The sequence below is a fragment of the Klebsiella sp. WP8-S18-ESBL-06 genome (assembly GCF_014169755.1).
Classification (GTDB): domain Bacteria; phylum Pseudomonadota; class Gammaproteobacteria; order Enterobacterales; family Enterobacteriaceae; genus Kluyvera; species Kluyvera ascorbata_B.
This window is the reverse complement of the sequence record NZ_AP022256.1, coordinates 570,036-595,459: the sequence shown is the minus strand read 5'-3', so window position 1 is coordinate 595,459 and position 25,424 is coordinate 570,036. Positions and strand designations below refer to the sequence as shown.

General features: G+C 55.0%; 30 protein-coding genes. 15 read left to right on the top strand and 15 right to left on the bottom strand.

Going from position 1 to position 25,424, the window contains the following annotated elements:
* Nucleotides 1-126 precede the first annotated feature (126 nt).
* Nucleotides 127-420, top strand: coding sequence for a ribosome assembly RNA-binding protein YhbY (gene yhbY, locus H7R76_RS02900; RefSeq protein ID WP_024133059.1), 294 nt, complete (start codon nt 127-129; stop codon nt 418-420).
* Nucleotides 421-574: 154 nt separating this feature from the next.
* On the opposite strand, the gene greA is transcribed toward yhbY, so the two are convergent.
* Nucleotides 575-1,051 (bottom strand): transcription elongation factor GreA, encoded by a 477-nt coding sequence (gene greA / locus H7R76_RS02895; protein WP_106927240.1) that lies wholly within the window; start codon nt 1,049-1,051, stop codon nt 575-577.
* Nucleotides 1,052-1,297: 246 nt separating this feature from the next.
* On the opposite strand from greA, the gene dacB reads away from it, so the two are divergent.
* The gene (gene dacB, locus H7R76_RS02890) at nt 1,298-2,731 is read left to right on the top strand and encodes a serine-type D-Ala-D-Ala carboxypeptidase (RefSeq protein WP_182966919.1); all 1,434 of its coding nucleotides are present in this window, start codon (nt 1,298-1,300) and stop codon (nt 2,729-2,731) included.
* Between the two features lie 132 nt (nt 2,732-2,863).
* On the opposite strand, the gene cgtA is transcribed toward dacB, so the two are convergent.
* From cgtA to rplU, 4 genes are all read right to left on the bottom strand, one after another.
* Entirely contained in the window at nt 2,864-4,039 is a 1,176-nt protein-coding gene (gene cgtA / locus H7R76_RS02885; RefSeq protein ID WP_182966917.1) for an Obg family GTPase CgtA, read from the bottom strand.
* A gap of 15 nt (nt 4,040-4,054) precedes the next feature.
* Complete coding sequence (locus H7R76_RS02880) at nt 4,055-5,020, bottom strand: DMT family transporter (RefSeq protein ID WP_106927246.1); 966 nt, start codon at nt 5,018-5,020, stop codon at nt 4,055-4,057.
* 103 nt (nt 5,021-5,123) lie between these two features.
* Nucleotides 5,124-5,381 carry a 50S ribosomal protein L27 gene (gene rpmA / locus H7R76_RS02875; protein WP_064541895.1) on the bottom strand — a complete coding sequence of 86 codons (258 nt, stop codon included), beginning with the start codon at nt 5,379-5,381 and terminating at the stop codon, nt 5,124-5,126.
* A 19-nt stretch (nt 5,382-5,400) separates the two neighbouring features.
* Entirely contained in the window at nt 5,401-5,712 is a 312-nt protein-coding gene (gene rplU, locus H7R76_RS02870) for a 50S ribosomal protein L21 (protein WP_106927248.1), read from the bottom strand.
* 256 nt (nt 5,713-5,968) lie between these two features.
* Here rplU and ispB point away from each other — a divergent pair, with 256 nt between their 5' ends.
* Nucleotides 5,969-6,940, top strand: coding sequence for an octaprenyl diphosphate synthase (ispB, locus tag H7R76_RS02865; RefSeq protein WP_106927250.1), 972 nt, complete (start codon nt 5,969-5,971; stop codon nt 6,938-6,940).
* 186 nt (nt 6,941-7,126) lie between these two features.
* Entirely contained in the window at nt 7,127-7,402 is a 276-nt protein-coding gene (sfsB, locus tag H7R76_RS02860; protein ID WP_106927252.1) for a DNA-binding transcriptional regulator SfsB, read from the top strand.
* A 50-nt stretch (nt 7,403-7,452) separates the two neighbouring features.
* Here the strand turns inward: sfsB and murA are convergent, their stop codons facing one another.
* The 7 genes from murA to mlaF all read right to left on the bottom strand — a co-directional run bounded on the left by murA (nt 7,453) and on the right by mlaF (nt 12,275).
* A complete protein-coding gene (gene murA, locus H7R76_RS02855; protein ID WP_182966915.1) occupies nt 7,453-8,712 on the bottom strand; it encodes a UDP-N-acetylglucosamine 1-carboxyvinyltransferase in 1,260 nt (419 codons plus the stop codon).
* 65 nt (nt 8,713-8,777) lie between these two features.
* Nucleotides 8,778-9,032, bottom strand: a complete 255-nt coding sequence (ibaG, locus tag H7R76_RS02850) for a BolA family iron metabolism protein IbaG (protein ID WP_035891140.1) — start codon at nt 9,030-9,032, stop codon at nt 8,778-8,780.
* 137 nt (nt 9,033-9,169) lie between these two features.
* The gene (mlaB, locus tag H7R76_RS02845) at nt 9,170-9,460 is read right to left on the bottom strand and encodes a lipid asymmetry maintenance protein MlaB (protein ID WP_106927258.1); all 291 of its coding nucleotides are present in this window, start codon (nt 9,458-9,460) and stop codon (nt 9,170-9,172) included.
* Nucleotides 9,460-10,095 (bottom strand): phospholipid-binding protein MlaC, encoded by a 636-nt coding sequence (gene mlaC / locus H7R76_RS02840; RefSeq protein WP_106927260.1) that lies wholly within the window; start codon nt 10,093-10,095, stop codon nt 9,460-9,462. Before mlaC ends, mlaB begins: the two co-directional genes overlap by 1 nt.
* Nucleotides 10,096-10,113: 18 nt before the next feature.
* Nucleotides 10,114-10,668 (bottom strand): outer membrane lipid asymmetry maintenance protein MlaD, encoded by a 555-nt coding sequence (gene mlaD / locus H7R76_RS02835; protein ID WP_182966913.1) that lies wholly within the window; start codon nt 10,666-10,668, stop codon nt 10,114-10,116.
* Between the two features lie 4 nt (nt 10,669-10,672).
* Nucleotides 10,673-11,455: a lipid asymmetry maintenance ABC transporter permease subunit MlaE gene (mlaE, locus tag H7R76_RS02830; protein ID WP_106927265.1), complete on the bottom strand. Its 783-nt coding sequence runs from the start codon at nt 11,453-11,455 to the stop codon at nt 10,673-10,675.
* A gap of 7 nt (nt 11,456-11,462) precedes the next feature.
* Nucleotides 11,463-12,275 (bottom strand): phospholipid ABC transporter ATP-binding protein MlaF, encoded by an 813-nt coding sequence (mlaF, locus tag H7R76_RS02825; RefSeq protein WP_106927267.1) that lies wholly within the window; start codon nt 12,273-12,275, stop codon nt 11,463-11,465.
* Between the two features lie 188 nt (nt 12,276-12,463).
* On the opposite strand from mlaF, the gene H7R76_RS02820 reads away from it, so the two are divergent.
* From H7R76_RS02820 to npr, 11 genes are read left to right on the top strand one after another with little or no spacing between them, the layout of a single operon-like run.
* A complete protein-coding gene (locus H7R76_RS02820; RefSeq protein ID WP_106927269.1) occupies nt 12,464-13,438 on the top strand; it encodes a calcium/sodium antiporter in 975 nt (324 codons plus the stop codon).
* Between the two features lie 14 nt (nt 13,439-13,452).
* Entirely contained in the window at nt 13,453-14,439 is a 987-nt protein-coding gene (gene kdsD / locus H7R76_RS02815; RefSeq protein WP_182934588.1) for an arabinose-5-phosphate isomerase KdsD, read from the top strand.
* A gap of 15 nt (nt 14,440-14,454) precedes the next feature.
* Nucleotides 14,455-15,021, top strand: coding sequence for a 3-deoxy-manno-octulosonate-8-phosphatase KdsC (gene kdsC / locus H7R76_RS02810; protein WP_106927273.1), 567 nt, complete (start codon nt 14,455-14,457; stop codon nt 15,019-15,021).
* Entirely contained in the window at nt 15,018-15,593 is a 576-nt protein-coding gene (gene lptC, locus H7R76_RS02805) for an LPS export ABC transporter periplasmic protein LptC (RefSeq protein ID WP_106927275.1), read from the top strand. The genes kdsC and lptC overlap by 4 nt, the downstream gene beginning before the upstream one ends.
* Nucleotides 15,562-16,116, top strand: a complete 555-nt coding sequence (gene lptA / locus H7R76_RS02800) for a lipopolysaccharide ABC transporter substrate-binding protein LptA (protein ID WP_106927277.1) — start codon at nt 15,562-15,564, stop codon at nt 16,114-16,116. The genes lptC and lptA overlap by 32 nt, the downstream gene beginning before the upstream one ends.
* 6 nt (nt 16,117-16,122) lie before the next feature.
* Complete coding sequence (gene lptB, locus H7R76_RS02795) at nt 16,123-16,848, top strand: LPS export ABC transporter ATP-binding protein (RefSeq protein ID WP_035891167.1); 726 nt, start codon at nt 16,123-16,125, stop codon at nt 16,846-16,848.
* 45 nt (nt 16,849-16,893) lie between these two features.
* The gene (rpoN, locus tag H7R76_RS02790) at nt 16,894-18,327 is read left to right on the top strand and encodes an RNA polymerase factor sigma-54 (RefSeq protein ID WP_106927279.1); all 1,434 of its coding nucleotides are present in this window, start codon (nt 16,894-16,896) and stop codon (nt 18,325-18,327) included.
* A 22-nt stretch (nt 18,328-18,349) separates the two neighbouring features.
* Complete coding sequence (gene hpf / locus H7R76_RS02785) at nt 18,350-18,637, top strand: ribosome hibernation promoting factor (protein WP_106927280.1); 288 nt, start codon at nt 18,350-18,352, stop codon at nt 18,635-18,637.
* A gap of 56 nt (nt 18,638-18,693) precedes the next feature.
* Nucleotides 18,694-19,182 carry a PTS IIA-like nitrogen regulatory protein PtsN gene (gene ptsN, locus H7R76_RS02780; protein ID WP_035891171.1) on the top strand — a complete coding sequence of 163 codons (489 nt, stop codon included), beginning with the start codon at nt 18,694-18,696 and terminating at the stop codon, nt 19,180-19,182.
* 33 nt (nt 19,183-19,215) lie between these two features.
* Nucleotides 19,216-20,070, top strand: coding sequence for an RNase adapter RapZ (rapZ, locus tag H7R76_RS02775; protein ID WP_106927282.1), 855 nt, complete (start codon nt 19,216-19,218; stop codon nt 20,068-20,070).
* On the top strand, nt 20,067-20,339 hold the full coding sequence (npr, locus tag H7R76_RS02770; RefSeq protein WP_052283608.1) for a PTS phosphocarrier protein NPr: 273 nt from the start codon (nt 20,067-20,069) through the stop codon (nt 20,337-20,339). The genes rapZ and npr overlap by 4 nt, the downstream gene beginning before the upstream one ends.
* 113 nt (nt 20,340-20,452) lie before the next feature.
* On the opposite strand, the gene mtgA is transcribed toward npr, so the two are convergent.
* The 3 genes from mtgA to mnmL all read right to left on the bottom strand — a co-directional run bounded on the left by mtgA (nt 20,453) and on the right by mnmL (nt 24,858).
* The gene (gene mtgA, locus H7R76_RS02765) at nt 20,453-21,172 is read right to left on the bottom strand and encodes a monofunctional biosynthetic peptidoglycan transglycosylase (RefSeq protein ID WP_106927284.1); all 720 of its coding nucleotides are present in this window, start codon (nt 21,170-21,172) and stop codon (nt 20,453-20,455) included.
* 224 nt (nt 21,173-21,396) lie between these two features.
* On the bottom strand, nt 21,397-23,736 hold the full coding sequence (gene arcB, locus H7R76_RS02760) for an aerobic respiration two-component sensor histidine kinase ArcB (protein WP_106927286.1): 2,340 nt from the start codon (nt 23,734-23,736) through the stop codon (nt 21,397-21,399).
* A gap of 198 nt (nt 23,737-23,934) precedes the next feature.
* Nucleotides 23,935-24,858, bottom strand: a complete 924-nt coding sequence (mnmL, locus tag H7R76_RS02755) for a tRNA modification radical SAM protein MnmL/YtqA (RefSeq protein WP_182929947.1) — start codon at nt 24,856-24,858, stop codon at nt 23,935-23,937.
* Nucleotides 24,859-25,424 lie beyond the last annotated feature (566 nt).

Sequence of the window (25,424 nt, the reverse complement as noted above, 5' to 3'; positions counted from 1 at the left end):
TTAACATTCCCATCGGGACAGTTCATCGTAACCTTTTGGCGTAAATTTCTACGCGCCATTTGGCGATATATGGGAGATGGCGGTAGAATGACCCGTTTTCAATCCCAACGTAAGCAAAAATATACGATGAATCTGAGTACTAAACAAAAACAGCACCTGAAAGGTCTGGCACATCCGCTCAAGCCGGTAGTTATGCTTGGCAACAATGGTTTGACCGAAGGGGTACTGGCCGAGATTGAACAAGCGTTAGAGCACCATGAACTTATCAAGGTGAAAATCGCCTCGGAAGATCGCGAGACCAAAACCTTGATCGTGGACGCTATCGTGCGCGAAACCGGCGCCTGTAACGTACAGGTCATCGGCAAAATGCTGGTGCTTTATCGCCCTGGTAAAGAACGCAAAATCTCGCTGCCACGTTAAGAATATCCTAATTTCTGACACAACATTGTGTTAAATGAGGGTTTTCCTTTACGAGGGCTAGCAACATGCCACGCTCTTATGCTTGATAAAAGGCCGCTATGCGGCCTTTTTCTTATCTTTACACTCAGTCAACATTTTCAGTGTTGAACAAAATTTACAGATAATCCACTTTGATGATTTCGTACTCAACTTCACCACCCGGCGTACGGATAGTCACGACATCGTCCTGTTCTTTGCCGATCAGGCCGCGGGCGATAGGTGAGTTCACAGAAATCAGATTCTGTTTGAAGTCAGCCTCATCGTCACCGACGATGCGATAGGTCTGCTCTTCATCGTTGTCCAGATTCAGTACCTTCACGGTAGAACCGAAAATGACGCGGCCGTTATTCGGCATTTTGGTGATGTCGATAACCTGCGCGTTGGACAGCTTCGCTTCGATATCTTTGATACGACCTTCGCAGAAGCCCTGCTGCTCACGAGCAGCATGATACTCCGCGTTCTCTTTCAGGTCGCCGTGCTCGCGCGCTTCGGCGATGGCCGCAATAATCTCTGGGCGACGTACGGACTTCAGAAAATCCAGTTCTTCACGCAGTTTTTCTGCACCACGAAGGGTCATCGGAATAGCTTGCATTGTTATACCTCTTGAACATTCCTGTTGGGAGCGGTTAGCTCCGCTCCGGCTACTCAGCCCGCCTGGGTTGCTATCAACGCCAGGCCAGAAGCAAAAGAAAACCGACCCGGGTACAAAGCCCCAGGTCAGCAGTAATTTTTAATTTGATACGCATTTTACCCTGAAGTTCACTACGGGTCATCGTTTACTTTACAGGGCGTTGCGCCGTAGTATGACGGCTTGTTTCCAGGTTGTTAGCGCGAGAATATGCGATTTTCCAGATTTATCATCGGATTGACCACCAGTATAGCGTTTAGCGTTCAGGCCGCGAATGTTGATGAGTATATCAATCAACTTCCTGCCGGGGCCAACCTCGCGCTGTTGGTGCAGAAAGTGGGCGCCCCTGCGCCACTGATTGACTACCATGGCCAGCAGATGGCGCTACCGGCCAGTACCCAAAAGGTGCTCACCGCGCTGGCAGCGCTGTTGCAGCTCGGGCCTGATTTTCGTTTTACCACCACGCTGGAGAGCAAAGGCAGCATTGATAACGGGACGCTTAAAGGTGACCTGATTGCGCGATTTGGTGGTGATCCTACGCTAAGACGCCAGGATCTTCGCAATATGGTCGCAGCGCTGAAAAAGGCCGGCGTGCAGACCATTGAGGGCAACGTACTGATCGACACCTCGATTTTTGCCAGCCACGATAAAGCGCCCGGCTGGCCATGGAACGACATGACCCAGTGCTTCAGCGCACCGCCAGCCGCCGCCATCGTTGACCTCAACTGCTTCTCGATCTCGCTTTACAGCGCGCAAAAAGCCAACGATCTGGCGTTCATTCGCATCGCCTCTTACTACCCGGTGACCATGTTCAGCCAGGTGCGAACGCTGGCGAAAGGCTCACCGGAGGCACAATACTGCGAGCTGGACGTGGTGCCGGGCGATCTCAACCGCTATACGCTCACCGGCTGTCTGCCACAGCGTGCCGAACCGTTGCCGCTGGCGTTCGCCATTCAGGATGGCGCAAGCTATGCCGGGGCGATTATCAAAGATGAGCTTAAGCAAGCGGGTATCACCTATAGCGGCACCCTGCTGCGCCAGACGCTGGTCAACGAGCCGGGAACGGTGATTGCCAGCAAACAGTCCGCGCCGCTGCACGATCTGCTGAAGATTATGCTGAAGAAATCCGACAACATGATTGCCGACACGGTATTCCGCATGATTGGCCATGCACGCTTTGGTGTGCCCGGTACCTGGCGTGCGGGTTCCGATGCGGTACGGCAGATTCTGCGCCAGCAGGCAGGGGTTGATCTCGGTAATACGATTATCGCCGACGGCTCCGGGCTTTCACGTCATAACCTGATTGCCCCCGCCACTATGATGCAAGCGCTTCAGTACATCGCCCAGCATGATAATGAGCTGAACTTTATCTCGATGCTGCCTCTCGCCGGCCACGACGGTTCACTGCAGTACCGCGCTGGCCTACACCAGGCAGGCGTTGACGGCAAAGTATCGGCAAAAACCGGTTCATTGCAGGGCGTATACAACCTGGCGGGCTTTATCACCACCGCCAGCGGGCAGCGGATGGCCTTCGTGCAGTATCTCTCGGGCTATGCCGTGTCGCCGGCCGATCAGCGTAACCGCCGTATTCCGCTGGTGCGCTTTGAAAGCCGATTGTACAAAGATATTTATCAGAATAACTGAGTGCGCGCTTGCCGGATGGCGACGCTAACGCGTCTTATCCGGCCTACAAGCACATAACAAAACGGGCCGCATTTGCGGCCCGTTGCATATTGTAGGCCGGATAAGCGCAAGCGCCATCCGGCTACGAGGAGATTAACGCTTGTAGATGAACTCAACGCCTTCTTCGTCGTCTTCATCCCAGTCGTCATCCCACTCTTCGTCTTCCGCTTCTGCGGCGACTTCGTCAAGCTGCTGGCGGTGATAGTCATCCCACATGAACTCGACTTTCTCAGGCTGTTTAGCTTCTTCAGCCTGAGTAATTGGGTTTTCAATGATAAAGTTCATCACATCCCAGCACAGGTCTTTTACGCCAACCTGGCTTGCTGCTGAGATCAGATAGTACTTATCTTCCCAACCCATCGCTTCGGCAAGCGCTTTAGCTTTCGCTTCGGCTTCTGCTTTGTCCATGGTGTCGATCTTGTTGAACAGCAGCCAGCGTGGCTTATTCGCCAGCTTCTCGCTGTATTTCTCCAGCTCGCCAATGATAATTTTTGCGTTCTCAGCCGGATCGGAACCGTCAATCGGATCGATATCGATAATGTGCAGCAGCACGCGGCAGCGCTCAAGGTGCTTCAGGAAGCGGATACCGAGGCCAGCGCCTTCGGACGCACCTTCAATCAGCCCCGGGATATCGGCGATCACAAAGCTCTTCTCGTTGTCGACACGCACCACGCCAAGGCTTGGTACCAGCGTGGTAAACGGGTAGTCCGCCACTTTCGGCTTGGCCGCAGACACGGCGCGGATAAAGGTGGATTTACCGGCGTTCGGCATCCCCAGCATCCCCACGTCCGCCAGCAGCATCAGTTCGAGCTGCAGGTCACGTTTATCGCCCGGCGTACCCATGGTCTTTTGACGCGGCGTACGGTTCACGGAAGATTTGAAACGGGTGTTACCCAGACCGTGCCAGCCGCCTTTAGCGACCATCAGACGTTGACCGTGTTTGGTCATATCGCCCATGGTTTCGCCGGTGCCCTGATCGATAACGCGGGTACCCACCGGCACCTTGATGGTGACGTCTTTACCACGTTTACCGGTACAGTCACGGCTCGCGCCGTTCTGACCGCGCTCGGCACGGAAGGATTTTTCGAAACGGTAGTCGATCAGGGTGTTCAGGTTCTCGTCGGCTTCCATCCAGACGTCACCGCCGTCGCCGCCGTCACCGCCGTCCGGGCCACCTTTCGGAATATATTTTTCACGGCGGAAGCTTACGCAACCATTACCGCCATCACCTGCTACGACCAGGATCGTTGCTTCATCAACAAACTTCATTTTACTCTCCGTAAATCATTCGCCTGCGCGGGGTAACGGAACAACCGCTTCACGCTTACGCCACCGCCCCCATAGACGATGACCAATGGCGGAATACATCGCGCCCGCAACCACGACAAACGCACCGAGGTAACCTAAAAGGTTCAACATCGGTCTGGCGAAGAAATCGGGCCAGGCCATTGATAATAAATCTGAAAATAACAGGGTGAACAGGGGAGTCAGCGTAACTAACGCGCTCACCTGCGCCGCCTGCCAGCGCGCCATGGCTTCCGCCAGCGCCCCATAGCCGACCAGTGTGTTCAGACCACAAAAGATCAGACAGGCTAGCTGCCAGTCGCTCAGTTGCCCGATGACACCGGGTTTTGCTAACGGCAGCAGTGCAATTGTACATAAAGTGTACAATAAAAAGAGAATCTGCTGTGAGGCCATCCGTCGCAATAACACCTTTTGCGCGACGCCGTAGCTCACCCAGACCATCGCCGCACCGACACCGAAGATAACGCCCCAGGTGTAATCGGTCAGACGGGTAAAAATTTCAATCAGGCTGGTGTTAAAGAACATCACCAGCCCGCAGATCAGCATGGTCGCGCCGATAATCTGCGTGCCGCGCATCTTTTCTTTGAGGATAAAGACGCTCGCCACCATCATGCCGACGGGCGAGAGCTGGCCAATCACCTGCGACGCCGTCGGGCTGACGTACTGTAGCGAAGAGCTAAACAGCACGAAGTTGCCAAACAGACCGCCGGTGGCAATCAGCAGCAGCACCAGCCAACGCGGGTTGCGAAAAAGCTGCAGAGAGGGCAGCTTGCGCTTCCAGGTCAAAATCAGGCCCAGACCACAGCTGGCCATCAAAAAACGGTAGAACACGACGGTAGGCGGTTCCATGACCTCCAGAACCTGCTTCATCGCAATCGGCAGTGCACCCCAGCATATCGCCGTGGTGAGCGCCAACAGAATACCTATACCCGCCTGTTGCTTCATACCGGATTCTCTAGCGCGACAAACTATCATTTTCCTGGCGTCGAATGTAAAAAGCCCCGCAACGTGTTGCGGGGCTTTTATCCGTTACCGGGACGCGAATAACTTATTCAGCAACGATGCTGATATATTTACGGTTATTCGGACCTTTAACTTCAAATTTCACTTTACCGTCTGCTTTAGCAAACAGAGTGTGGTCTTTGCCGCAACCAACGTTGGAGCCAGCGTGGAATTTGGTACCACGTTGACGAACGATGATGCTACCAGCCAGAACTGTTTCACCGCCGAAGCGTTTTACGCCCAGACGTTTAGCTTCTGAATCGCGACCGTTACGAGTCGAGCCGCCAGCCTTTTTATGTGCCATTTAATCTGCTCCCCTTAACTTAAGCGCTGATGCCAGTGATTTTCACATCAGTGAACCACTGACGATGGCCCTGCTGCTTACGGTAGTGTTTACGACGACGAAACTTAACAATTTTAACTTTCTCGCCACGACCGTGAGCAACAACTTCAGCTTTGATAACGCCGCCATCAACGAAAGGAACGCCGATTTTGACTTCTTCACCGTTTGCGATCATCAGAACTTCAGTGAAATCAACAGATTCACCAGTTGCGATGTCCAGCTTTTCCAGGCGAACGGTCTGACCTTCGCTTACTCGGTGTTGTTTACCACCACTTTGGAAAACCGCGTACATATAAACTCCGCTTCCGCGCACATCTTCGTGTGATTCAGAGTGCGCTATAAATATTCACAATAGGGCGCGAATATTACGCAAAACGCGAGCCTTTGACAAGTGCTACCATCAATAGATGCAGAAAAAAAACACAACGCACACGGCAACGTTTATCTGGCGCGTTTTTTCAGTACAATCGTACTTACAACTCTAACGTAAAACCTTCGTTATCCCGTATGGATAAGTGGTAAACAGGACATTAAGCCCGGCTTTTGCGATGAATTTACAAAAAATCAATGAGTTAACCGCGCAGGATATGGCGGGAGTCAATGCGACGATTCTTGAGCAGCTCAACTCGGACGTCCAGTTGATCAACCAGCTAGGCTATTACATCGTGAGCGGCGGTGGAAAACGGATTCGTCCGATGATCGCCGTGCTGGCCGCCCGCGCCGTTGGCTATCAGGGAAATGCCCATGTCAAAATCGCCGCGCTGATCGAATTTATTCATACCGCAACGCTGCTGCATGACGATGTGGTTGATGAGTCCGATATGCGCCGCGGCAAGGCCACGGCCAATGCCGCCTTTGGCAACGCGGCCAGCGTGCTGGTTGGCGACTTTATCTACACCCGCGCCTTCCAGATGATGACCAGCCTCGGTTCACTGAAGGTGCTGGAAGTCATGTCCGAAGCGGTCAACGTCATTGCCGAAGGCGAAGTCCTTCAGTTGATGAACGTTAACGATCCGGACATCACCGAAGAAAATTACATGCGCGTGATTTATAGCAAAACTGCGCGCCTGTTCGAAGCTGCCGCTCAGTGTTCCGGACTGCTCGCAGGCTGTACGCCAGAGCAGGAAAAAGGTCTGCAGGACTATGGCCGCTACCTGGGCACCGCCTTCCAACTGATCGACGATCTGCTCGACTACAGCGCCGATGGTGAGACGCTGGGTAAAAACGTTGGCGACGACCTGAATGAAGGCAAACCGACGCTGCCGCTACTGCACGCCATGCGTAACGGTACGCCGGAACAGGCGCAGCTGATTCGCGGTGCCATTGAGCAAGGTAACGGCCGCCATCTGCTGGAGCCGGTGCTGGAAGCTATGGCCGCCAGCGGTTCACTGGAGTGGACCCGCCAGCGCGCCGAAGAAGAAGCCGATAAAGCGATTGCTGCCCTGGCACCGCTGCCTGACTCCCCATGGCGCGACGCGCTCATTGGGCTCGCCCATATTGCCGTTCAGCGCGATCGTTAATCCTTTCCCGCGCATCGCGCGGGAAAGTTCTTAAAAGCATCCAATAACGTCTATTCACGCCTGAAAATTAACGTTTTCCTAATTTCCCATAACTTATACGAACTTTTTAGAATTTTCATGAAAAGCGCGATAAAGTACATTCTTCGCCCAATCTGGCGATTTAAACAGCGCTCTCAGGGAGGAAGTATGGATAAATTTATCGACTGGCATCCGGCGGACATCATCGCCGGGCTACGCAAAAAAGGCACCTCAATGGCCGCAGAATCGCGCAAAAACGGCCTGAGCTCATCAACGTTGGCTAACGTGCTCTCACGCCCCTGGCCAAAGGGAGAAGTGATTATTGCGAAGGTTCTGGAGACGGAACCGTGGGTCATCTGGCCGTCGAGATATCACGACCCGGTGACGCATGAGTTTATCGACAGAACGCAGGCGATGCGCCAGCCAAAGAAGGACACCGCATAAAAAAGCGCCCTCCGGGGTTCCGGAGGGCGCTTCACAACGGCGGGCAGAGATTACTCGCCTTTAACGCGTTCGATGTTTGCGCCTAACGCACGCAGCTTATCTTCAATGCGTTCATAGCCGCGATCGATGTGATAGATACGGTCAACAACGGTGGTGCCCTGAGCAATACAGCCCGCCAGCACGAGGCTTGCGGAAGCACGCAGGTCGGTTGCCATCACCTGAGCGCCGGAGAGCTGCTCAACGCCGTGGCAAATCGCGGTGTTGCTTTCGATTTCCGCGCGTGCGCCCATACGGATCAGTTCCGGAATGTGCATGAAACGGTTTTCGAAGACGGTTTCCGTGATCACGCCGGTCCCTTCCGCCACCATATTCAACAGCGTGAACTGCGCCTGCATGTCGGTCGGAAACGCCGGGTGCGGCGCAGTACGCACGTTCACCGCTTTCGGGCGCTTGCCGTGCATATCAAGGCTAATCCAGTCGTCACCCACTTCAATGTCGGCACCGGCTTCACGCAGCTTGGCCAGCACCGCGTCCAGCGTATCCGGCTGTGCGTTACGGCAGACAATTTTACTGCCGGAGATCGCCGCCGCCACCAGGAAGGTGCCGGTTTCGATACGGTCAGGCAGGACGCGATAAACGCCGCCGCCCAGACGTTTCACGCCTTCGATGGTGATACGGTCGGTACCCTGACCAGATACCTTGGCGCCCATCGCGTTCAGGAAGTTCGCCGTATCGACGATTTCCGGCTCGCGCGCGGCATTTTCAATAATGGTGGTGCCTTCCGCCAGCGTCGCTGCAGTCATGATGGTGACGGTCGCGCCTACGCTGACCATATCCATAACGATATGCGCGCCTTTCAGACGACCGTTGACGGACGCTTTGACGTAGCCCTCTTCCAGCTTAATTTCCGCGCCCAGCTGTTCAAGACCAGAGATGTGCAGATCGACCGGACGCGCGCCGATGGTGCAACCGCCCGGCAGCGAAACCTGACCCTGACCGAAACGCGCCACCAGCGGGCCCAGCGCCCAGATAGACGCACGCATGGTTTTAACCAGCTCGTAAGGGGCACAGAACACGTTAACCGAGCTGGCGTCAATCCATACGGAACCGTTGCGTTCAACCTTCGCACCCAGCTGCGTCAGCAGCTTCATGGAGGTATCCACGTCTTTCAGCTTCGGTACGTTCTGGATCTCTACCGGGTCTTCAGCCAGCAGTGCGGCAAAAAGAATCGGCAGGGCAGCATTTTTGGCACCGCTAATGGTGACCTCACCCTGAAGGCGAGTTGGCCCCTGCACACGAAATTTATCCATCAAATCTTATCTCTGTTAAGTATTCACGTTCGCCACCGGAAAAGTGTTCACACTTTTCCCATGGCTCAAAAGCCGTTGAGTTTGCGATCGCGCGCCCATTCTTGCGGGGTATACGCTTTGATCGACAGGGCATGAATGCGGTTGTCCGCAAGGTACTCCATCAGCGGGCCATAGATAGTCTGCTGCTTCTTAACCCGGCTCATGCCATCAAACATCTCACCCACGGCAATCACCTGGAAGTGGCTACCGTCGCCAGAAACGAGAACTTCCTGAAGGGAGAGTGCATTCATCAGCACGGTCTGAATTTCATTATTTTCCATAGGTTCACATTTCATTTGAGAGTGAAAACAGCCCCACATCTTAGAGGAAAGTGGCGCAGTCTTAAACAAGCAAAAAGCCCCATCGTTAAGATTGATGGGGCTTTAGGAGTATTGGAAACAATAACGTGCTGAAATTTTTAAGGGATCATATCTTCAGGTAGATTATACAACCCTTTCAGCGTCGCCACTTTTTCGCTTACGCCCTCCAGCGTCACCTTGCGTCCCTGAGAGCGAATCAGATCGACCAGGTGCACCAACAGGGCCAGACCGGCGGTATCGACGCGGCGAAGATCGCTGAGGTCTATCACCGACACGCCCTGCGTCGCCTCGTTTCTGGCCTCCCATAGCGGCACCAGAAAGTCCTGATCCAGTTCGCCGTGCAGCGCAAGGCGTTCACCTTCGCGCGTCCAGCTCAGCGATTCGGCCATTATTTTTTCTGTTCCAGGGTAATCGGCTGCGCAGAGATGGATTTCAGCTGCGCGGTCAGGCCGTCAATGCCTTTAGTACGCAGCAGGTCGCTCCATTCGTTCTGCTTGGTGGTGATCATGCTCACCCCTTCCGCAATCATATCAAACGCCTGCCAGTTACCCGTCTGGGTATTTTTACGCCACTGGAAGTCCAGTCGTACCGGCGGGCGGCCGTTCGGATCGATGATGGTAACGCGGATAGGCAAAATGCTCGCATCGCCCAGAGGCTGTTCCGGCGCAATCTGGTAGGTCTGACCGTGGTACATCGCCAGCGCCTGACCGTACGCCTGTTTCAGGTATTCACGGAAAGCAGCGAAGTAGGCTTCGCGCTGCGCCGGGGTCGCATCTTTGTAGTAACGGCCCAGCACCAGCGCACCGGCATATTTTACCTGCACATACGGCAACAGTTCCTGATCGACTACCTCACGCAGGTAGTTCGGATTAGCGCGAATTTTAGGCTGCTCATTCTTCAGGCGATCGAATGTTTTCTGCGCCGCTTCGTTCATCAGCTTGTAAGGGTTAGATTGGTCCGCCGCCGTCGCCGCCGTTAACGGTGCAATCACCAGCATGGCGACCATCAGTAAACGTTTAAACATATCGAGTATCTCCTGAGATTAATTCGTCGCGCCAGTTGCCGGCGCCGCCGTATCAGTATGTCCATCTGTGGATGCCGGCGCATCGCCTGAATTCTTATTGTCGCCACCTTTGCTGTTGTAAAGGAACTGCCCAATAAGATCTTCCAGCACCATCGCTGATTTGGTGTCCTGAATGACGCCGCCGTCTTTAAGAATAGACGTTCCCAGCTCTGGGTCTTCAAAACCCACGTTCAGCGCCAGATACTGCTCGCCCAGCAGGCCCGAAGTTCGAATCGCCAGCGAACTGGTATCGGGGATGTGGTTGTAGCGTTCTTCAATATCAATAGCCACGCGGGGTAAGTAGGTTTTCGGGTCCAGACTAATATCGGCCACCCGGCCAATGACCACGCCGCCAATCCGCACCGGCGAACGTGCCTTCAGGCCGCCGATGTTATCGAAGGTGGCGTAAATGCGGTAGGTTGGCTCTGATTTTATGGACGACACGTCCGCCGCCTTCAGGCAGACAAACAGCGCCGCCAGCAGGGCCACCAGCAGAAAAATACCGACCCAGATTTCACTCTTTTTCGTTTGCATTCACTCAATTCCCAAACATCAGTGCCGTCAGCACAAAGTCCAGCCCAAGAACCGCCAGCGACGCATGCACCACGGTACGGGTGGTCGCCCGGCTGATTCCGGCAGAAGTGGGGATCGCATCGTAACCGTTAAATAACGCAATCCATGTCACCGTAATGGCGAAAACCAGGCTCTTAATCAGGCAGTTCACCAGATCGAGACGCCAGTCCACCGCATTTTGCATTGCCGACCAGAAGAACCCGGCATCAATGCCTTTCCAGCTTACGCCCACCAGCGAACCGCCCCAGATGCCCACCGCCACAAAGATAATCGTCAGCAGCGGCAGCGAGATCACCCCCGCCCAGAAGCGCGGCGAGATGACCCGACGCAGCGGATCCACCGCCATCATCTCCATACTGGAGAGCTGTTCGGTGGCACGCATCAGGCCAATTTCCGCCGTTAGCGCTGAACCGGCACGGCCGGCAAACAGCAGCGCGGCGACAACCGGCCCCAGCTCGCGCAGCAGCGACAGTGCGACCAGCATACCGAGACTGGTCTCTGCGCTGTAGGTGGTCAGCACCAGATAGCCCTGCAGGCCCAGCACCATGCCGATAAATACGCCCGACACAATGATGATAACCATAGACAGCACGCCGACGTTATACAGCTGGCGCACCAGCAACGGCGCGTGCTTGCGGAACTCCGGCTTGCCAACGATGGCATTGAACAACATTAACCCGGCTCGCCCGAACGTCGCGATGGTCTTGATCCCGCGATGTCCAAGCGCTGCCAGTGCATTTAACAGCATGAGTCGATTAACTCCCTGTGCCGATGAGGTCGCGGCGATAGTCGCCCGCAGGGAAACGGAACGGCACCGGGCCGTCGGCGATCCCGTCGAGGAACTGACGCACTCGAGGATCGTCGTTTTCCTGCAACGAAGTGGCGCTGCCGTGAGCGATGATTTTGCGATCCGCCATGATATAGGCAAAATCAGCAATACTCAGCACTTCCGGCACGTCGTGGGAAACCACAATACAGGTGACACCCAATGCGCTGTTGAGTTCAGAAATCAGCTTCACCAGCACGCCCATGGTGATCGGATCCTGGCCGACGAAAGGCTCATCGAACATGATCAGATCCGGCTCCAGGGCAATCGCCCTGGCCAGCGCAGCGCGCCTGGCCATCCCGCCGGAAAGCTCGGATGGCATCAGTTTCGCCGCCCCGCGCAGGCCAACGGCCTCCAGCTTCATCATCACCGTACTTTTTAATAACGGCGCGGGCAGCTGGGTATGCTCGCGGATCGGGTACGCCACGTTGTCAAACACGTTCATGTCGGTAAACAGCGCACCGGACTGAAACAGCATACTCATCCGTTTACGGACAGTATAAAGACGGGAACGCGACATGTGCGGCACGTTCTCGCCATCAAAGAGGATCTCTCCGCTGTCCGGGGGAATTTGCCCGCCGATCAGGCGCAGCAGCGTGGTCTTGCCAATCCCCGACGGCCCCATAATCGCGGTAATTTTTCCGCGCGGCACCGACAGCGAGATATTGTCGAAGATCACCCGACTGCCACGGCTGAACGTGACGTCGCGCATATCGACCAAATTCTCGATAGTGTGGCTCATAGGCTTACCTTTCCAGGTCCTTAAGGGGAATCATTTCCCACTCGATTGCGCATTCTTACAGAATCCTAGCCGCACGGGTTAACGAAATCTGGCATTTGTTTTACTTTTACGGCTCATAAAGTCAAAATTAAGAATTCGTTACGTCCAGACGTGCGGACCGACGATTATACCTGAAGAAAGGACTTTAGATGCTCTTAGCCACGGCTCTGTTAATTATTGGTTTACTTCTGGTGGTCTACAGCGCCGATCGCCTTGTGTACTCCGCCTCCATTCTGTGCCGTGCTCTGGGCGTTCCTCCGCTGATTATCGGTATGACCGTGGTCAGCATCGGTACTTCGCTGCCGGAAATCATCGTCTCCGCCGCCGCCTCGTTGCATGGCCAGGTTGACGTCGCCGTTGGCACCGCCATCGGATCCAATATCGTCAATATCCTGCTGATCCTCGGCCTGACCGCGTTGTTCCACCCTTTTACCGTGCATTCTGATATCCTGCGCCGCGAAATACCGCTAATGTTGGTCGTGAGCCTGCTGGCCGGGTATGTTCTCTATGATGGCGAACTCTCGCGGTTTGACGGTATCTTTCTCATCGTTCTGGCGGCGCTATGGCTGCTGTTTATCATTAAGATAGCGCGCCTGGCCGAACGTCAGGGCAATGATAAATTTACGCAGGAGCAGTTGGCCGAGCTGCCGCGCGACGGTTCGCTCCCCGTCGCCTGCTTATGGCTTGGCGTTGCGCTGATTATTATGCCGATGGCAACCCGAATGGTGATTGATAACGCCACGGTGCTGGCGAACTTTTTTGCCATGAGCGAACTGACCATTGGTCTGACGATCATTGCACTCGGCACCAGCCTGCCGGAGCTGGCAACCGCCATCGCCGGCGTGCGCAAAGGTGAAAATGATATTGCGGTCGGTAATATCATCGGCTCGAATTTCTTTAATATCGCTATCGTTCTGGGCATCCCCGCCCTTATCGCACCGGGGTCGTTTAACCCGCTCGCGTTTACCCGGGACTATGGCGTAATGGTTGTGGTGAGCGTGGTCTTCGCCCTCCTGTGCTGGCGTCGACGCCAGATAGGCCGCGGCGCGGGCTTACTGTTGATCGGCGGGTTTGTTGCGTGGCTGGCGCTGCTCTATGGGGCAATGCCGCTCTTCATCGAATGAATCGGGATAACACTATGTCGCAAATAGATTTGCAGCCAAATTTCGACTTCCAGCAGGCCGGAAGAGACGTTCTGGCGATTGAACGGGAAGGGCTGGAACAGCTCGATCAATACATTAACCAGGATTTCAGCGACGCCTGCGAGAAGATCTTCTACTGCACCGGCAAAGTTGTGGTCATGGGGATGGGGAAATCAGGCCACATCGGCCGCAAAATGGCGGCCACCTTCGCCAGCACCGGCACCTCTGCCTTCTTCGTCCATCCCGGCGAAGCGGCGCACGGCGATTTGGGCATGGTCACGCCGCAGGATGTGGTTATCGCGCTGTCTAACTCCGGAGAATCAAACGAAATTCTGGCGCTCATTCCGGTACTTAAACGCCTGCGTGTGCCGCTGATTTGCCTCACCAGCCGCCCGGATAGCAGCATGGGCCGCGCGGCGGATATTCACCTGTGCGTGAAGGTGCCGCGAGAAGCCTGTCCGCTCGGGCTGGCGCCGACGTCCAGCACCACCGCTGCGCTGGTGATGGGCGATGCGCTGGCCGTCGCGTTGCTCAAGGCCCGCGGGTTTACCGCCGAAGATTTTGCTCTCTCGCACCCCGGCGGCGCACTGGGTCGCAAGCTTCTCCTGCGCGTTAACGATATTATGCATACTGGCGATGAAATTCCGCACGTCAGTCCGGACGCATCGCTGCGCGATGCGCTGCTGGAAATTACCCGCAAGAATCTGGGGATGACGGCCATCTGCGACGACAATATGCAGATTAAAGGTATTTTCACCGACGGCGACCTGCGACGCATTTTCGACAATGGCGTCGACGTGCGCAGCCTCGGCATTGCCGACGTCATGACGCCGGGCGGTATCCGCATTCGTCCGGGTATCCTGGCGGTCGACGCGCTGAACCTGATGCAATCACGTCATATCACCTGCGTGCTGGTTGCCGATGGCGACCATCTGCTAGGTGTGATACATATGCACGACCTACTGCGCGCAGGCGTAGTGTAATCAAGGATATAAAGAATGAGTAATGCTGTCGCATCGGTCGCTACCTGCTACGGGCCGGTGAGTCCACAATTTATCGCGAAGGCGGAGAAAATCCGCCTGCTGATCCTCGACGTCGATGGAGTGCTGTCCGATGGCCTTATCTACATGGGCAACAACGGCGAAGAGTTGAAGGCCTTCAACGTTCGCGATGGTTACGGCGTACGCTGTGCCCTTACCTCCGACATCGAAGTGGCGATTATTACCGGGCGAAAAGCTAAACTGTTAGAAGACCGCTGCGCGACGCTCGGCATCACGCATCTCTATCAGGGTCAGTCGGATAAGCTCATTGCCTACCGTGAACTGCTGGCGAAGCTTGACCTTCAGCCAGAGGAAGTGGCCTACGTGGGCGACGATCTGATCGACTGGCCGGTCATGGCAGAAGTCGGTCTCAGCGTCGCGGTAGCGGACGCGCACCCGCTGCTGCCACCGCGCGCTGATTACGTCACGCGTATTGCGGGAGGCCGCGGCGCGGTTCGTGAAGTCTGCGATCTGCTGCTGCTGGCGCAAGGGAAGCTGGACGAAGCCAAAGGGCAATCCATATGAGTAAAACCAGACGTTGGGTTATCATTCTGCTATCGCTGGTGGCGCTTGTCCTGATCGGCCTTAATCTTGCCGATAAAGAAGACAGCGGCCCGGTGACAACAAACGCTGGCGATCCAACTTATAAAAGCGAGCATACCGATACGGTGGTGTACAGCCCCGAAGGCGCGCTCTCCTACCGGTTAATTGCCGAACACGTGGAGTATTTTTCCGATCAGAGTCTGTCGTGGTTTACTCGCCCCGTACTGACAACATTTGACGCCGCCAAGGTGCCAACCTGGTCGATTAAAGCCGATAAAGCGAAGCTGACCAACGACCGCATGCTGTACCTCTACGGGCACGTTGAAATCAACGCGCTGACAGAAGACGCACAACTGCGTAAGATTACGACGGATAATGCCCAGGTAAACCTGATAACTCAGGATGTTTCCTCTGACGATCTGGTGACGTTATACGGCACAACATTTAATTCCAGCGGCCTGAAAATGCGCGGCAATTTACGCAGCAAAAACGCCGAGCTGATTGAAAAGGTTAGAACCTCTTATGAAATTCAGAACAAACAAACTCAGCCTTAAGCTGGCGCTCGTCGCTTCTCTGCTGGCCGCTAGCCTGCCGGCCATGGCGGTGACCGGCGATACCAATCAACCGATTCACATTGAATCCGATCAGCAGTCGTTGGATATGCAGGGCAACGTCGTGACCTTTACCGGCAACGTCGTCGTCACCCAGGGCACAATCAAAATTAACGCTGACAAAGTGGTCGTTACCCGCCCTGCGAATCAGCAGGGTAAAGAAGTTATTGAAGGCTACGGCAATCCGGCCACCTTCTACCAGATGCAGGACAACGGCAAACCGGTGAAAGGCCATGCGTCGAAAATGCGCTATGAGCTGGCGAACGACTTCGTGGTGCTGACCGGCAACGCTTACCTTGAGCAGCTCGACAGCAACATCAAGGGCGACAAGATCACGTACCTGGTCAAGGAACAGAAAATGCAGGCGTTTAGCGATAAAGGCAAACGCGTGACCACCGTTCTGGTGCCATCCCAGCTGCAGGACAAGTCCAAAGATCAGGCTCCGGCACAGAAAAAGAGTAACTAATCCGTTATGGCGACATTAACTGCAAAAAATCTGGCGAAGGCCTACAAAGGCCGCCGCGTAGTGGAAGATGTCAGTCTGACCGTGAATTCCGGTGAGATTGTGGGTCTGCTTGGGCCAAACGGCGCGGGTAAAACCACCACCTTCTACATGGTGGTTGGGATCGTGCCGCGCGACGCGGGCAATATCATCATTGATGACGAAGACATCAGCCTGCTGCCGCTGCACGCGCGCGCGCGCCGGGGTATCGGCTATCTGCCGCAGGAAGCCTCTATTTTCCGCCGTCTGAGCGTTTACGATAACCTGATGGCCGTGCTGCAAATCCGCGACGATCTGAGCAACGAACAGCGTGAAGACCGTGCTAAAGAGCTGATGGAAGAGTTCCACATCGAGCATCTGCGCGACAGTCTGGGCCAGGCGCTATCCGGCGGGGAACGCCGCCGCGTCGAAATCGCCCGCGCGCTGGCGGCAAACCCGAAATTTATCCTGCTGGATGAACCGTTTGCCGGCGTAGACCCGATTTCGGTTATCGACATTAAACGTATTATCGAACACCTGCGCGACAGCGGCCTTGGCGTACTGATTACCGACCACAACGTCCGTGAAACGCTGGCGGTGTGTGAACGCGCTTATATCGTCAGCCAGGGGCATCTGATTGCCCACGGTACCCCTCAGGAGATCCTACAAGACGAACATGTTAAACGCGTGTATCTTGGGGAAGACTTCAGACTCTGATAGGGTAGTGGTTAACGACGTTAGCGGGAGATATTCGTTCTGAACATGAAGCAAGGTTTGCAATTAAGGCTCAGCCAACAGCTTGCCATGACGCCACAGCTGCAGCAGGCTATTCGTCTGCTGCAGCTGTCTACGCTGGAACTTCAGCAGGAACTCCAGCAGGCTCTGGAGAGCAACCCCCTGCTCGAGCAAACCGATCTTCACGAAGAAGTAGAAACTCAGGAAGCCACCGATCACGAAACGCTGGACAGCGTTGACGCGCTGGAAAAGCCCGATATGCCCGAAGAGCTGCCGCTTGACGCCAGCTGGGACGAGATCTATACCGCCGGGACGCCTTCCGGCACCGGGGCCGACTACCAGGACGACGAGCTGCCGGTTTACCAGGGCGAAACAACCCAGTCGCTGCAGGATTACCTGATGTGGCAGGTTGAACTGACGCCGTTTACCGATACCGATCGCGCCATCGCCACCTCCATCGTCGACGCGGTGGACGACACCGGCTACCTCACCGTTTCCGTGGAAGATATTCGCGAAAGCATCGGCGACGACGAGATTGGCCTCGATGAAGTGGAAGCGGTGTTGAAGCGCATCCAGCGCTTCGATCCGGTAGGCGTCGCCGCCAAAGATCTCCGCGACTGTTTGCTGATCCAGCTTTCCCAGTTCTCACCTACGACGCCGCGTCTTGATGAAGCTCGCCTGATCATCAGTGAGCATCTGGATCTGCTCGCCAACCATGACTTCCGTTCGCTGATGCGCGTCACGCGGCTGAAAGAAGACGTGCTGAAAGAAGCGGTCGATCTGATCCAGTCATTAGATCCGCGCCCCGGCCAATCGATCCAGACCGGTGAACCTGAATACGTCATTCCTGACGTGCTGGTGCGTAAGGTGAACGATCGCTGGGTGGTTGAACTGAACGCCGACAGCATCCCGCGTCTGCAGATTAACCAGCACTATGCGGGCATGTGCAATAACGCCCGCAACGACGCCGACAGCCAGTTTATCCGCAGCAACCTGCAGGAAGCGAAGTGGCTGATTAAGAGTCTGGAAAGCCGCAACGACACACTGCTGCGCGTCAGCCGCTGCATCGTTGAACAGCAGCAGGCCTTTTTCGATCTTGGCGAAGAGTATATGAAACCGATGGTGCTGGCGGACATCGCCCAGACCGTCGAAATGCACGAGTCCACGATTTCGCGTGTTACCACGCAGAAGTATTTGCATAGCCCACGGGGCATTTTCGAGCTTAAGTATTTCTTCTCCAGCCACGTCAGCACCGAGGGCGGCGGCGAAGCCTCGTCCACGGCGATTCGTGCACTGGTGAAGAAATTGATTGCCGCGGAGAATCCCGCAAAACCACTGAGCGACAGTAAACTGACCACCATGCTCTCTGAACAGGGTATCATGGTGGCACGGCGCACCGTTGCAAAGTACCGAGAGTCTTTATCCATTCCGCCGTCTAACCAGCGTAAACAGCTGGTCTGACACTACTGATAAGGAAGACACTATGCAGCTCAACATCACTGGACACAACGTCGAAATTACCGAGCCAATGCGCGAATTCGTGAATGCGAAATTCAGCAAGCTGGAACAATTCTTCGAGAGGATCAATCAGGTCCATATTGTGTTAAAAGTGGAGAAATTGACGCACATCTCGGATGCTACACTGCACGTTAACGGGGGCGAACTTCATGCCAGCGCGGAAGGGCAGGATATGTACGCCGCTATCGACGGTTTAATCGATAAACTGGCGAGACAGTTAAACAAGCACAAAGATAAACTAAAACAACATTGATTGTCCGAGCAGCCGCCCGATATGCCCGGCATATCGGGCGGCGCTTAGGTGAAATTATGACAAATAACGATTCGGCTCTACAACTGAGCAATGTCCTTAACCAGGAATGTACCCGCAGTGCAGTACACTGCCAGAGTAAAAAACGCGCGCTTGAGATCATCAGCGAGCTGGCGGCTAAACAACTTAGCCTGCCGCCGCAGGTGGTGTTTGAAGCCATTCTGACCCGTGAAAAAATGGGCAGTACCGGCATCGGTAACGGTATCGCGATCCCGCACGGCAAGCTGGAAGAAGATACGCTGCGCGCCGTCGGCGTGTTTGTGCAGTTGGAAACGCCAATCGCCTTCGACGCCATCGACAACCAGCCGGTCGATTTACTCTTTGCGCTACTGGTGCCGGCAGACCAGACCAAAACCCACCTGCATACGCTTTCCCTGGTGGCAAAACGTCTGGCGGATAAAACCATTTGTCGCCGCCTGCGCGCCGCGCAGAGCGACGAAGAGCTGTATCAAATCATCACCGATACGGAAACCCACGATGATGCATAATGGACATCACATCGTACTGAGGAGAAACGGTACATGGTACTGATGATCGTCAGCGGCCGCTCTGGCTCGGGAAAATCAGTCGCCCTGAGGGCGCTGGAAGATATGGGCTTCTACTGCGTGGATAACCTGCCGGTGGTGCTGCTGCCGGAACTGGCGAAAACGCTGGCTGACCGCGAGATATCGGCCGCCGTCAGCATTGACGTGCGTAACATGCCCGAAACGCCGGAAATCTTCGAACGTGCAATGGAGAACCTGCCGGACAACTTCTCCCCGCAGCTTCTGTTCCTCGATGCCGATCGCAATACGCTGATTCGTCGCTACAGCGACACCCGTCGTCTGCACCCCCTCTCAAGTAAGAATCTGTCGCTGGAAAGCGCCATTGATGAAGAGAGCAACCTGCTGGAGCCGCTGCGCTCTCGCGCCGATCTGATCGTCGATACCTCCGAGATGTCCGTTCACGAGCTGGCGGAAATGCTGCGTACCCGTCTTCTGGGTAAACGCGAGCGTGAGCTGACGATGGTATTTGAATCCTTCGGCTTCAAGCACGGTATCCCTATCGACGCCGATTACGTTTTCGACGTGCGCTTCCTGCCGAACCCGCACTGGGATCCGAAGCTGCGTCCGATGACCGGCCTCGACAAACCGGTCGCCGCGTTCCTCGACAGGCACACCGAGGTTCACAACTTTATTTACCAGACCCGCAGCTATCTTGAGCTATGGTTACCTATGCTGGAAACCAACAACCGTAGCTATCTGACGGTGGCCATTGGTTGTACCGGCGGTAAACACCGTTCGGTTTACGTTGCCGAACAGCTGGCTGACTACTTCCGCTCACGCGGTAAGAACGTGCAGTCTCGTCATCGGACGCTGGAAAAACGCAAATCATGACCGTAAAACAGACCGTTGAAATCACTAATAAGCTGGGCATGCACGCTCGCCCGGCGATGAAGCTGTTTGAGCTGATGCAGGATTTTGACGCGGAAGTCTTGCTGCGTAATGACGAAGGCACCGAAGCGGAAGCCAACAGCGTGATTGCGCTGCTGATGCTCGACTCCGCCAAGGGTCGCCAGATTGAGGTTGAAGCCACCGGCCCACAGGAAGTGGAAGCGCTGGCGGCGGTGATTGCGCTGTTTAACGCCGGGTTTGACGAAGACTAGCCTCGTAGGCCGGATAAGGCGTTTACGCCGCCATCCGGCAATACAGCGGTGCCTTACGAATGCCAGATGGCGCTACGCTTATCAGCGCCTACAAAACTCACCGCAACCTGCCGCTAATACAGCTTATTTTCCCGCATAAACCCTTCCCCGCCCAGCTGACGCATCTGGCGTAAAATCCACGCCTGACGGCTGCGTACATACCCTGACGGCGCGCTGGCCTTAAAGCGAATGGGGTTTGGCAACACGGCCGCCAGCAGCGCAGCCTCCGCCATCGTCAACTTACTGGCCGGTTTATGGAAAAAGCGCTGCGACGCAGCCTCCACGCCAAAAACGCCGTCGCCAAACTCAGCGATATTCAGGTAGACGGTCAGAATGCGCTTCTTGCTCCACACCGTCTCAATTCCCAGCGTGAGACCCGCCTCCAGCCCTTTACGCAGCCAGCTGCGCCCGTCCCACAGGAACAGGTTCTTGGCCGTCTGCTGCGACAGCGTTGATGCGCCGCGGATGCGGTTTTCGTTGCGCTCATTGTGCGCCAGCGCTTTCTCAATTGCCGTGACGTCAAAGCCCCAGTGATCGGGGAACTTTTGGTCCTCGGCGGCAATCACCGCGAGCCCCATCCACGGCGAAATGTCATCCATGCTGACCCAGTCCGAATGGGCAACATAGCCGAAGTCTCCCGACAGCCATGCCCCCACCTGGCGCTCAATCATCACGGCAGAAAATGGCACTGGCAGAATACTGAACGCGGCAATGCCGCCGCCCCATGCCAGCACCAATAGCAGCAGCAGCCGCAAGACCAGACGTTTTAGCCCAGCTACACTCCTCAAAGCCATCTCGTTCTCGCTAACTCTCTGACGCTGATTAATATTTCTGATTAAGCGTTACGCTTCACACATTTTACTGATTCACGTAACAAACATTTTAAGTTTTGCTATCTTATTGAGCGTGCAATCGTATTTCAGGTTGTGTCAAACAAACAAAATCAAGCCAATCATCTGACGCAGCCACCAGTTCCCTGGTGTTGGCGCAGTATTCGCGCACCCCGGCTAGACCGGGGTCATTTTTTATCAACGTTGGCTACCCACGCTTTCAATACCGCCACATCGTGCTGCCATTCCGACTTCATTTCTTCAACCCATTCACCTACGTTATCCCACCATGCCGGCAGGTCCGGTGACTGGATCTGTTGCCCTAGTTGCTGAAGGTGACGAAGCCCTACGGAACCGGCAGCCCCCTTAATCTTGTGTCCTTCCTCGACAATGCCTTTTTGGTCACGGGCGGTCAGGTTTGACTCCAGCACCGCCAGGTAGCCCGGCATCATTTTTTCAAACACGGCCAGGCCATCGGTAATCAGCTTCGGCCCTACAAGTTCGATATACTGCTCCAGCATCGGTATATCGAGCAGCTGCTGCGACTTGCCGTTATCACTCTGGCTCACGGTACTCTCCTCTTCGTCTTCAGCGGTATCCCAGAACTTCTTGATCATCGCCGTCAAGGCCGGTACCGAGAGCGGTTTACTCAGCACATCGTCCATGCCAGCATCCAGATATTCTTTCTTATCCTTCAGTACGTTGGCCGTCAGTGCCACCAGCGGCGGCAGATCGTCGGCATGATATTTACGCGTCAACTCGCGGGAAATATCCAGACCGGTCATGTCCGGCAGTTGGATATCCAGCAGCACCAGGTCATATTCACCCGGCGTAAACATCTCCAGCGCGGCTTTACCGGTCATGGCGACGTCTACGCTATTCCCCAGTTTTTCCAGCACGGAGCGGGCAACAATCACGTTCAGCTCAATGTCTTCCACCAGCAGCACGTGCAGTGCGGGCAGCGGCATATCGTCTTCTTCCAGCGTATCTTCGACTTCCTCAGCCACCGCCGGCGCATGCACCGTCAGGGTAAAGACAGAGCCGTGGCCCGGCTGGCTGGAGACGTCGATATCCCCGCCCATGCTTTTCGCCAGACGCTTCGACACGGCAAGACCGATCCCGGTACCGGTGGCCGGTTTACCGCCCTGGCTATCTTTCACCTGATAATACATGGCAAAGATTTTATCCTGCTCCTCCTGCGGGATACCGATACCGGAATCCTCCACCTCGAAGTGCAGCATATCGCCCTCGTCATAGCGCACGCGGACCACCACGTTGCCCTGCTGGGTAAACTTCACGGCGTTGCTGATCAGATTCCACAGAATCTGCCGCAGGCGGGTACCGTCGGTAATCACTTTATGCGGCAGCGGCAACGTTGGCTCCATAATGAAGCGCAGCCCCTTTTGCTGGGCCTGCAAACCGGAAAGGTTTTCGAGATCCGCCAGGAAGCCGGTGAAATCAACCTCCTGGTTATCCAGTTGCACCTTGCGGCGCTCCATCTTATCCATATCAATAATATCGTTGAAGATATTGCCCAGCGTGACCGCCGACACGTGAATGGTTTTCAGGTATTTCTCCTGTTCTGCCGTCAGGTTAGTGTCGAGCAGGATTCGGCTAAGCCCCACGATGCCGTTAAGCGGCGTGCGCAGTTCATGGCTGATGGTGGAGATAAAGGTCGTTTTGTCGCGGCTGGCGCGTTCCAGTGCGTCCTGGTAGCGCTTGCGTTCGGTAATATCGCGACCAAAGCCCATCAGGCCGTGGCGTTTCCCCACGCGGTCGTAGTACGGCACTTTACGGATCTCAAAACACGCTTTGCGTCCGTCCGGGTAATCGAGCCATTGTTCGTAGGTGAGCGAGACATTATGACGGAAGACTTTTTCATCGGTTTCAATGACTTTTGCCGCCGCCTCTGCGCTATACACCTCTTCAGGATGCAGGTGAATCAGCTGCTTTTCACTTTTACCCGTCAGTAGCTCCATCGCCCGGTTACAGCCGGAAAATTCTTTATCTTCATTGCGATAGAAAACCAAATCCGGCGATGCGTCGAGGAACGAACGCAGAAAGGAGGACTGCTGCTCAAGGCGGATCTGCGTCTCTTCGCGCTCCTGTACCTCAATACGCAGCTGTTCAAGGGTAGCCAGACGTTCCGCTTCCGCTTTTTCACGGTCGCTGATCTCCTGGTTAAGCTGGGAAATATTGTCTTTCAGCTGAACGTTGAGCTTAAGGTCGCGTTCGCGCATCTCTTCAAGCTTTTCAACCAGCCGGGACAGACGCTGCCGCGACTCTTCAAGCTGCTCAACCACCACCGACAGAAAATACACTGCCCATGGGGTAATCAGCAGGCCGAAGAAGATGGAGCGAATAACATCGATACTCTCCACCTGGCCATGCAGCACCATGGTGACGGCCATCTGTACCACAATCGCCAGTACCACCAGCGCCAGCGCGAGCAACAGAGAGAAACGTACCAGACCCAGCTTCATCATCAGGTCGACGTAATACTGCGCCAGCATACGGATTTGCTTCATAAGGGATTCCTTAACGACAACGTCGTTCAATCATACCCAATTCTGAGCGCAGCGCGGTAGGTTGTGTAAAAAATGCGAGGATTATCTGTGAAGTCGGTGTTGTAGGCCTGATAAGCGCAGCGCCATCAGGCTGTCAGGATCACATTGCCTGATGGCGCTGCGCTTATCAGGCCTACACGGCGGCGAGGCGTGACGACACTACGGCTGCACCCAAGGCGTGCCCAGCGCCGAGCCCTGCACACCGTGTTCATTCAGGTATTTATCCAGCTCGACCATCCCGGTCCAGCGGTTCTCACACCATAGCGGCGCCAGCAGCGTTGGCCGACGAGCGCTGGCGGAAATACGGTGATAAATCACCTCCGGCGGCGTATGACGAATCATCTCGCCCGCGGTCACCGTATAGTCGTCCAGCGCAATGCCGTTCAGACGACCGGCCTCCCAGGCCTTCGCCATAATGCTACCGGTGACAATATGCAGCGGATGCAGCTTAATGCCGTCAACGCCCGTCTCAACCACCTGCTGGAGCGTCTCCAGGCATTCGCTCTGCCCTTCCCCGGGCAGGCCGACAATCAGGTGACTGCACACCTTCAGGCCGCGTTCACGTGCCAGACGCGTCGTATTCTGGTAACAGGCAAAGTCGTGGCCGCGGTTAATCCGGTGCAGCGTTTTATCGTGCGCGGTTTGCAGCCCCAGCTCCAGCCACACTTCATAGCCCTGCTCGTGGTACTCACTCAACAGGTCTAGTACCGCCTCCGGCACGCAGTCCGGGCGCGTACCCACGCACAGCCCGACGATATTGGCCTGGCTTACCGCCTGCTGGTACATCGAACGCAGCACCTGCACTTCGGCAAAGGTGCTGGTATAGGCCTGGAAATAGGCCAGATAGCGCTTTGCGCGGTTCACCAGCTGCGCCTGATGGGCAAGCTGCTCGGCAATCGACTTATGCTGCTGCGCTTCATCGGCAAACGAGGCGACATTACAGAACGTACAACCGCCCCGGCCAATGGTGCCATCGCGGTTTGGGCAGCTGAATCCACCATGCAGCGTCAGTTTATGAACCTTTTCGCCGTAACGACGCGTAAGATCCCCACCAAACATATTGACTAATTTTTGTAACTGCATAATCTGATAGACCGGCCTGAAGAAAGGGCCCAAGCCTGCCACTTTTAGTCTCGATCGGCGATGACCTGGATCAATCGCCATGTAGACCCTTTACCTTATTGCATAACAAATCAAAATTACTGCAATTTCATTCAGAAGAAGCGTGATTATTTTTGCTTATGTCAGTACCGTTATTTGCAATAATCCAGCGCCCGTTGAAAAACAGAGCGATCATATACCCCCACTGTCAATACCAGCATTAAATGCTACTTTTAATATCCAAAACAGCACATGAAGATTAAAAGCGCGCTTACAGATAGTGAGACAGATCACACTCATTGCGGCATCCCCATCAGGTCCTTAACCGAGAAAAATGCATTATTTTTTATATTAATCATTATGTTAACTGCTCTATAGCACATTTCTGTATAAATAAGATTGCCATTTGACCTATGTAGCGATTCCCGATAAGTTGGGAATCCGCTGGAAGCTTTCTGGATGAGCAGCCTGCTCATCATATTTATGCAGTAATTGAGATTCCCTCTTAAGCAAGTCCTCAAACTTGTGTGACCTACGCGAAAAGGATA

Excerpts from the sequence above, each read along its gene's own strand:
- yhbY (WP_024133059.1), top strand. The coding sequence starts at position 127 with ATGAATCTGAGTACTAAACAAAAACAGCACCTGAAAGGTCTGGCACAT.
- greA (WP_106927240.1), bottom strand. The coding sequence starts at position 1,051 with ATGCAAGCTATTCCGATGACCCTTCGTGGTGCAGAAAAACTGCGTGAA.
- dacB (WP_182966919.1), top strand. The coding sequence starts at position 1,298 with ATGCGATTTTCCAGATTTATCATCGGATTGACCACCAGTATAGCGTTT.
- cgtA (WP_182966917.1), bottom strand. The coding sequence starts at position 4,039 with ATGAAGTTTGTTGATGAAGCAACGATCCTGGTCGTAGCAGGTGATGGC.
- H7R76_RS02880 (WP_106927246.1), bottom strand. The coding sequence starts at position 5,020 with ATGAAGCAACAGGCGGGTATAGGTATTCTGTTGGCGCTCACCACGGCG.
- rpmA (WP_064541895.1), bottom strand. The coding sequence starts at position 5,381 with ATGGCACATAAAAAGGCTGGCGGCTCGACTCGTAACGGTCGCGATTCA.
- rplU (WP_106927248.1), bottom strand. The coding sequence starts at position 5,712 with ATGTACGCGGTTTTCCAAAGTGGTGGTAAACAACACCGAGTAAGCGAA.
- ispB (WP_106927250.1), top strand. The coding sequence starts at position 5,969 with ATGAATTTACAAAAAATCAATGAGTTAACCGCGCAGGATATGGCGGGA.
- sfsB (WP_106927252.1), top strand. The coding sequence starts at position 7,127 with ATGGATAAATTTATCGACTGGCATCCGGCGGACATCATCGCCGGGCTA.
- murA (WP_182966915.1), bottom strand. The coding sequence starts at position 8,712 with ATGGATAAATTTCGTGTGCAGGGGCCAACTCGCCTTCAGGGTGAGGTC.
- ibaG (WP_035891140.1), bottom strand. The coding sequence starts at position 9,032 with ATGGAAAATAATGAAATTCAGACCGTGCTGATGAATGCACTCTCCCTT.
- mlaB (WP_106927258.1), bottom strand. The coding sequence starts at position 9,460 with ATGGCCGAATCGCTGAGCTGGACGCGCGAAGGTGAACGCCTTGCGCTG.
- mlaC (WP_106927260.1), bottom strand. The coding sequence starts at position 10,095 with ATGTTTAAACGTTTACTGATGGTCGCCATGCTGGTGATTGCACCGTTA.
- mlaD (WP_182966913.1), bottom strand. The coding sequence starts at position 10,668 with ATGCAAACGAAAAAGAGTGAAATCTGGGTCGGTATTTTTCTGCTGGTG.
- mlaE (WP_106927265.1), bottom strand. The coding sequence starts at position 11,455 with ATGCTGTTAAATGCACTGGCAGCGCTTGGACATCGCGGGATCAAGACC.
- mlaF (WP_106927267.1), bottom strand. The coding sequence starts at position 12,275 with ATGAGCCACACTATCGAGAATTTGGTCGATATGCGCGACGTCACGTTC.
- H7R76_RS02820 (WP_106927269.1), top strand. The coding sequence starts at position 12,464 with ATGCTCTTAGCCACGGCTCTGTTAATTATTGGTTTACTTCTGGTGGTC.
- kdsD (WP_182934588.1), top strand. The coding sequence starts at position 13,453 with ATGTCGCAAATAGATTTGCAGCCAAATTTCGACTTCCAGCAGGCCGGA.
- kdsC (WP_106927273.1), top strand. The coding sequence starts at position 14,455 with ATGAGTAATGCTGTCGCATCGGTCGCTACCTGCTACGGGCCGGTGAGT.
- lptC (WP_106927275.1), top strand. The coding sequence starts at position 15,018 with ATGAGTAAAACCAGACGTTGGGTTATCATTCTGCTATCGCTGGTGGCG.
- lptA (WP_106927277.1), top strand. The coding sequence starts at position 15,562 with ATGAAATTCAGAACAAACAAACTCAGCCTTAAGCTGGCGCTCGTCGCT.
- lptB (WP_035891167.1), top strand. The coding sequence starts at position 16,123 with ATGGCGACATTAACTGCAAAAAATCTGGCGAAGGCCTACAAAGGCCGC.
- rpoN (WP_106927279.1), top strand. The coding sequence starts at position 16,894 with ATGAAGCAAGGTTTGCAATTAAGGCTCAGCCAACAGCTTGCCATGACG.
- hpf (WP_106927280.1), top strand. The coding sequence starts at position 18,350 with ATGCAGCTCAACATCACTGGACACAACGTCGAAATTACCGAGCCAATG.
- ptsN (WP_035891171.1), top strand. The coding sequence starts at position 18,694 with ATGACAAATAACGATTCGGCTCTACAACTGAGCAATGTCCTTAACCAG.
- rapZ (WP_106927282.1), top strand. The coding sequence starts at position 19,216 with ATGGTACTGATGATCGTCAGCGGCCGCTCTGGCTCGGGAAAATCAGTC.
- npr (WP_052283608.1), top strand. The coding sequence starts at position 20,067 with ATGACCGTAAAACAGACCGTTGAAATCACTAATAAGCTGGGCATGCAC.
- mtgA (WP_106927284.1), bottom strand. The coding sequence starts at position 21,172 with ATGGCTTTGAGGAGTGTAGCTGGGCTAAAACGTCTGGTCTTGCGGCTG.
- arcB (WP_106927286.1), bottom strand. The coding sequence starts at position 23,736 with ATGAAGCAAATCCGTATGCTGGCGCAGTATTACGTCGACCTGATGATG.
- mnmL (WP_182929947.1), bottom strand. The coding sequence starts at position 24,858 with ATGCAGTTACAAAAATTAGTCAATATGTTTGGTGGGGATCTTACGCGT.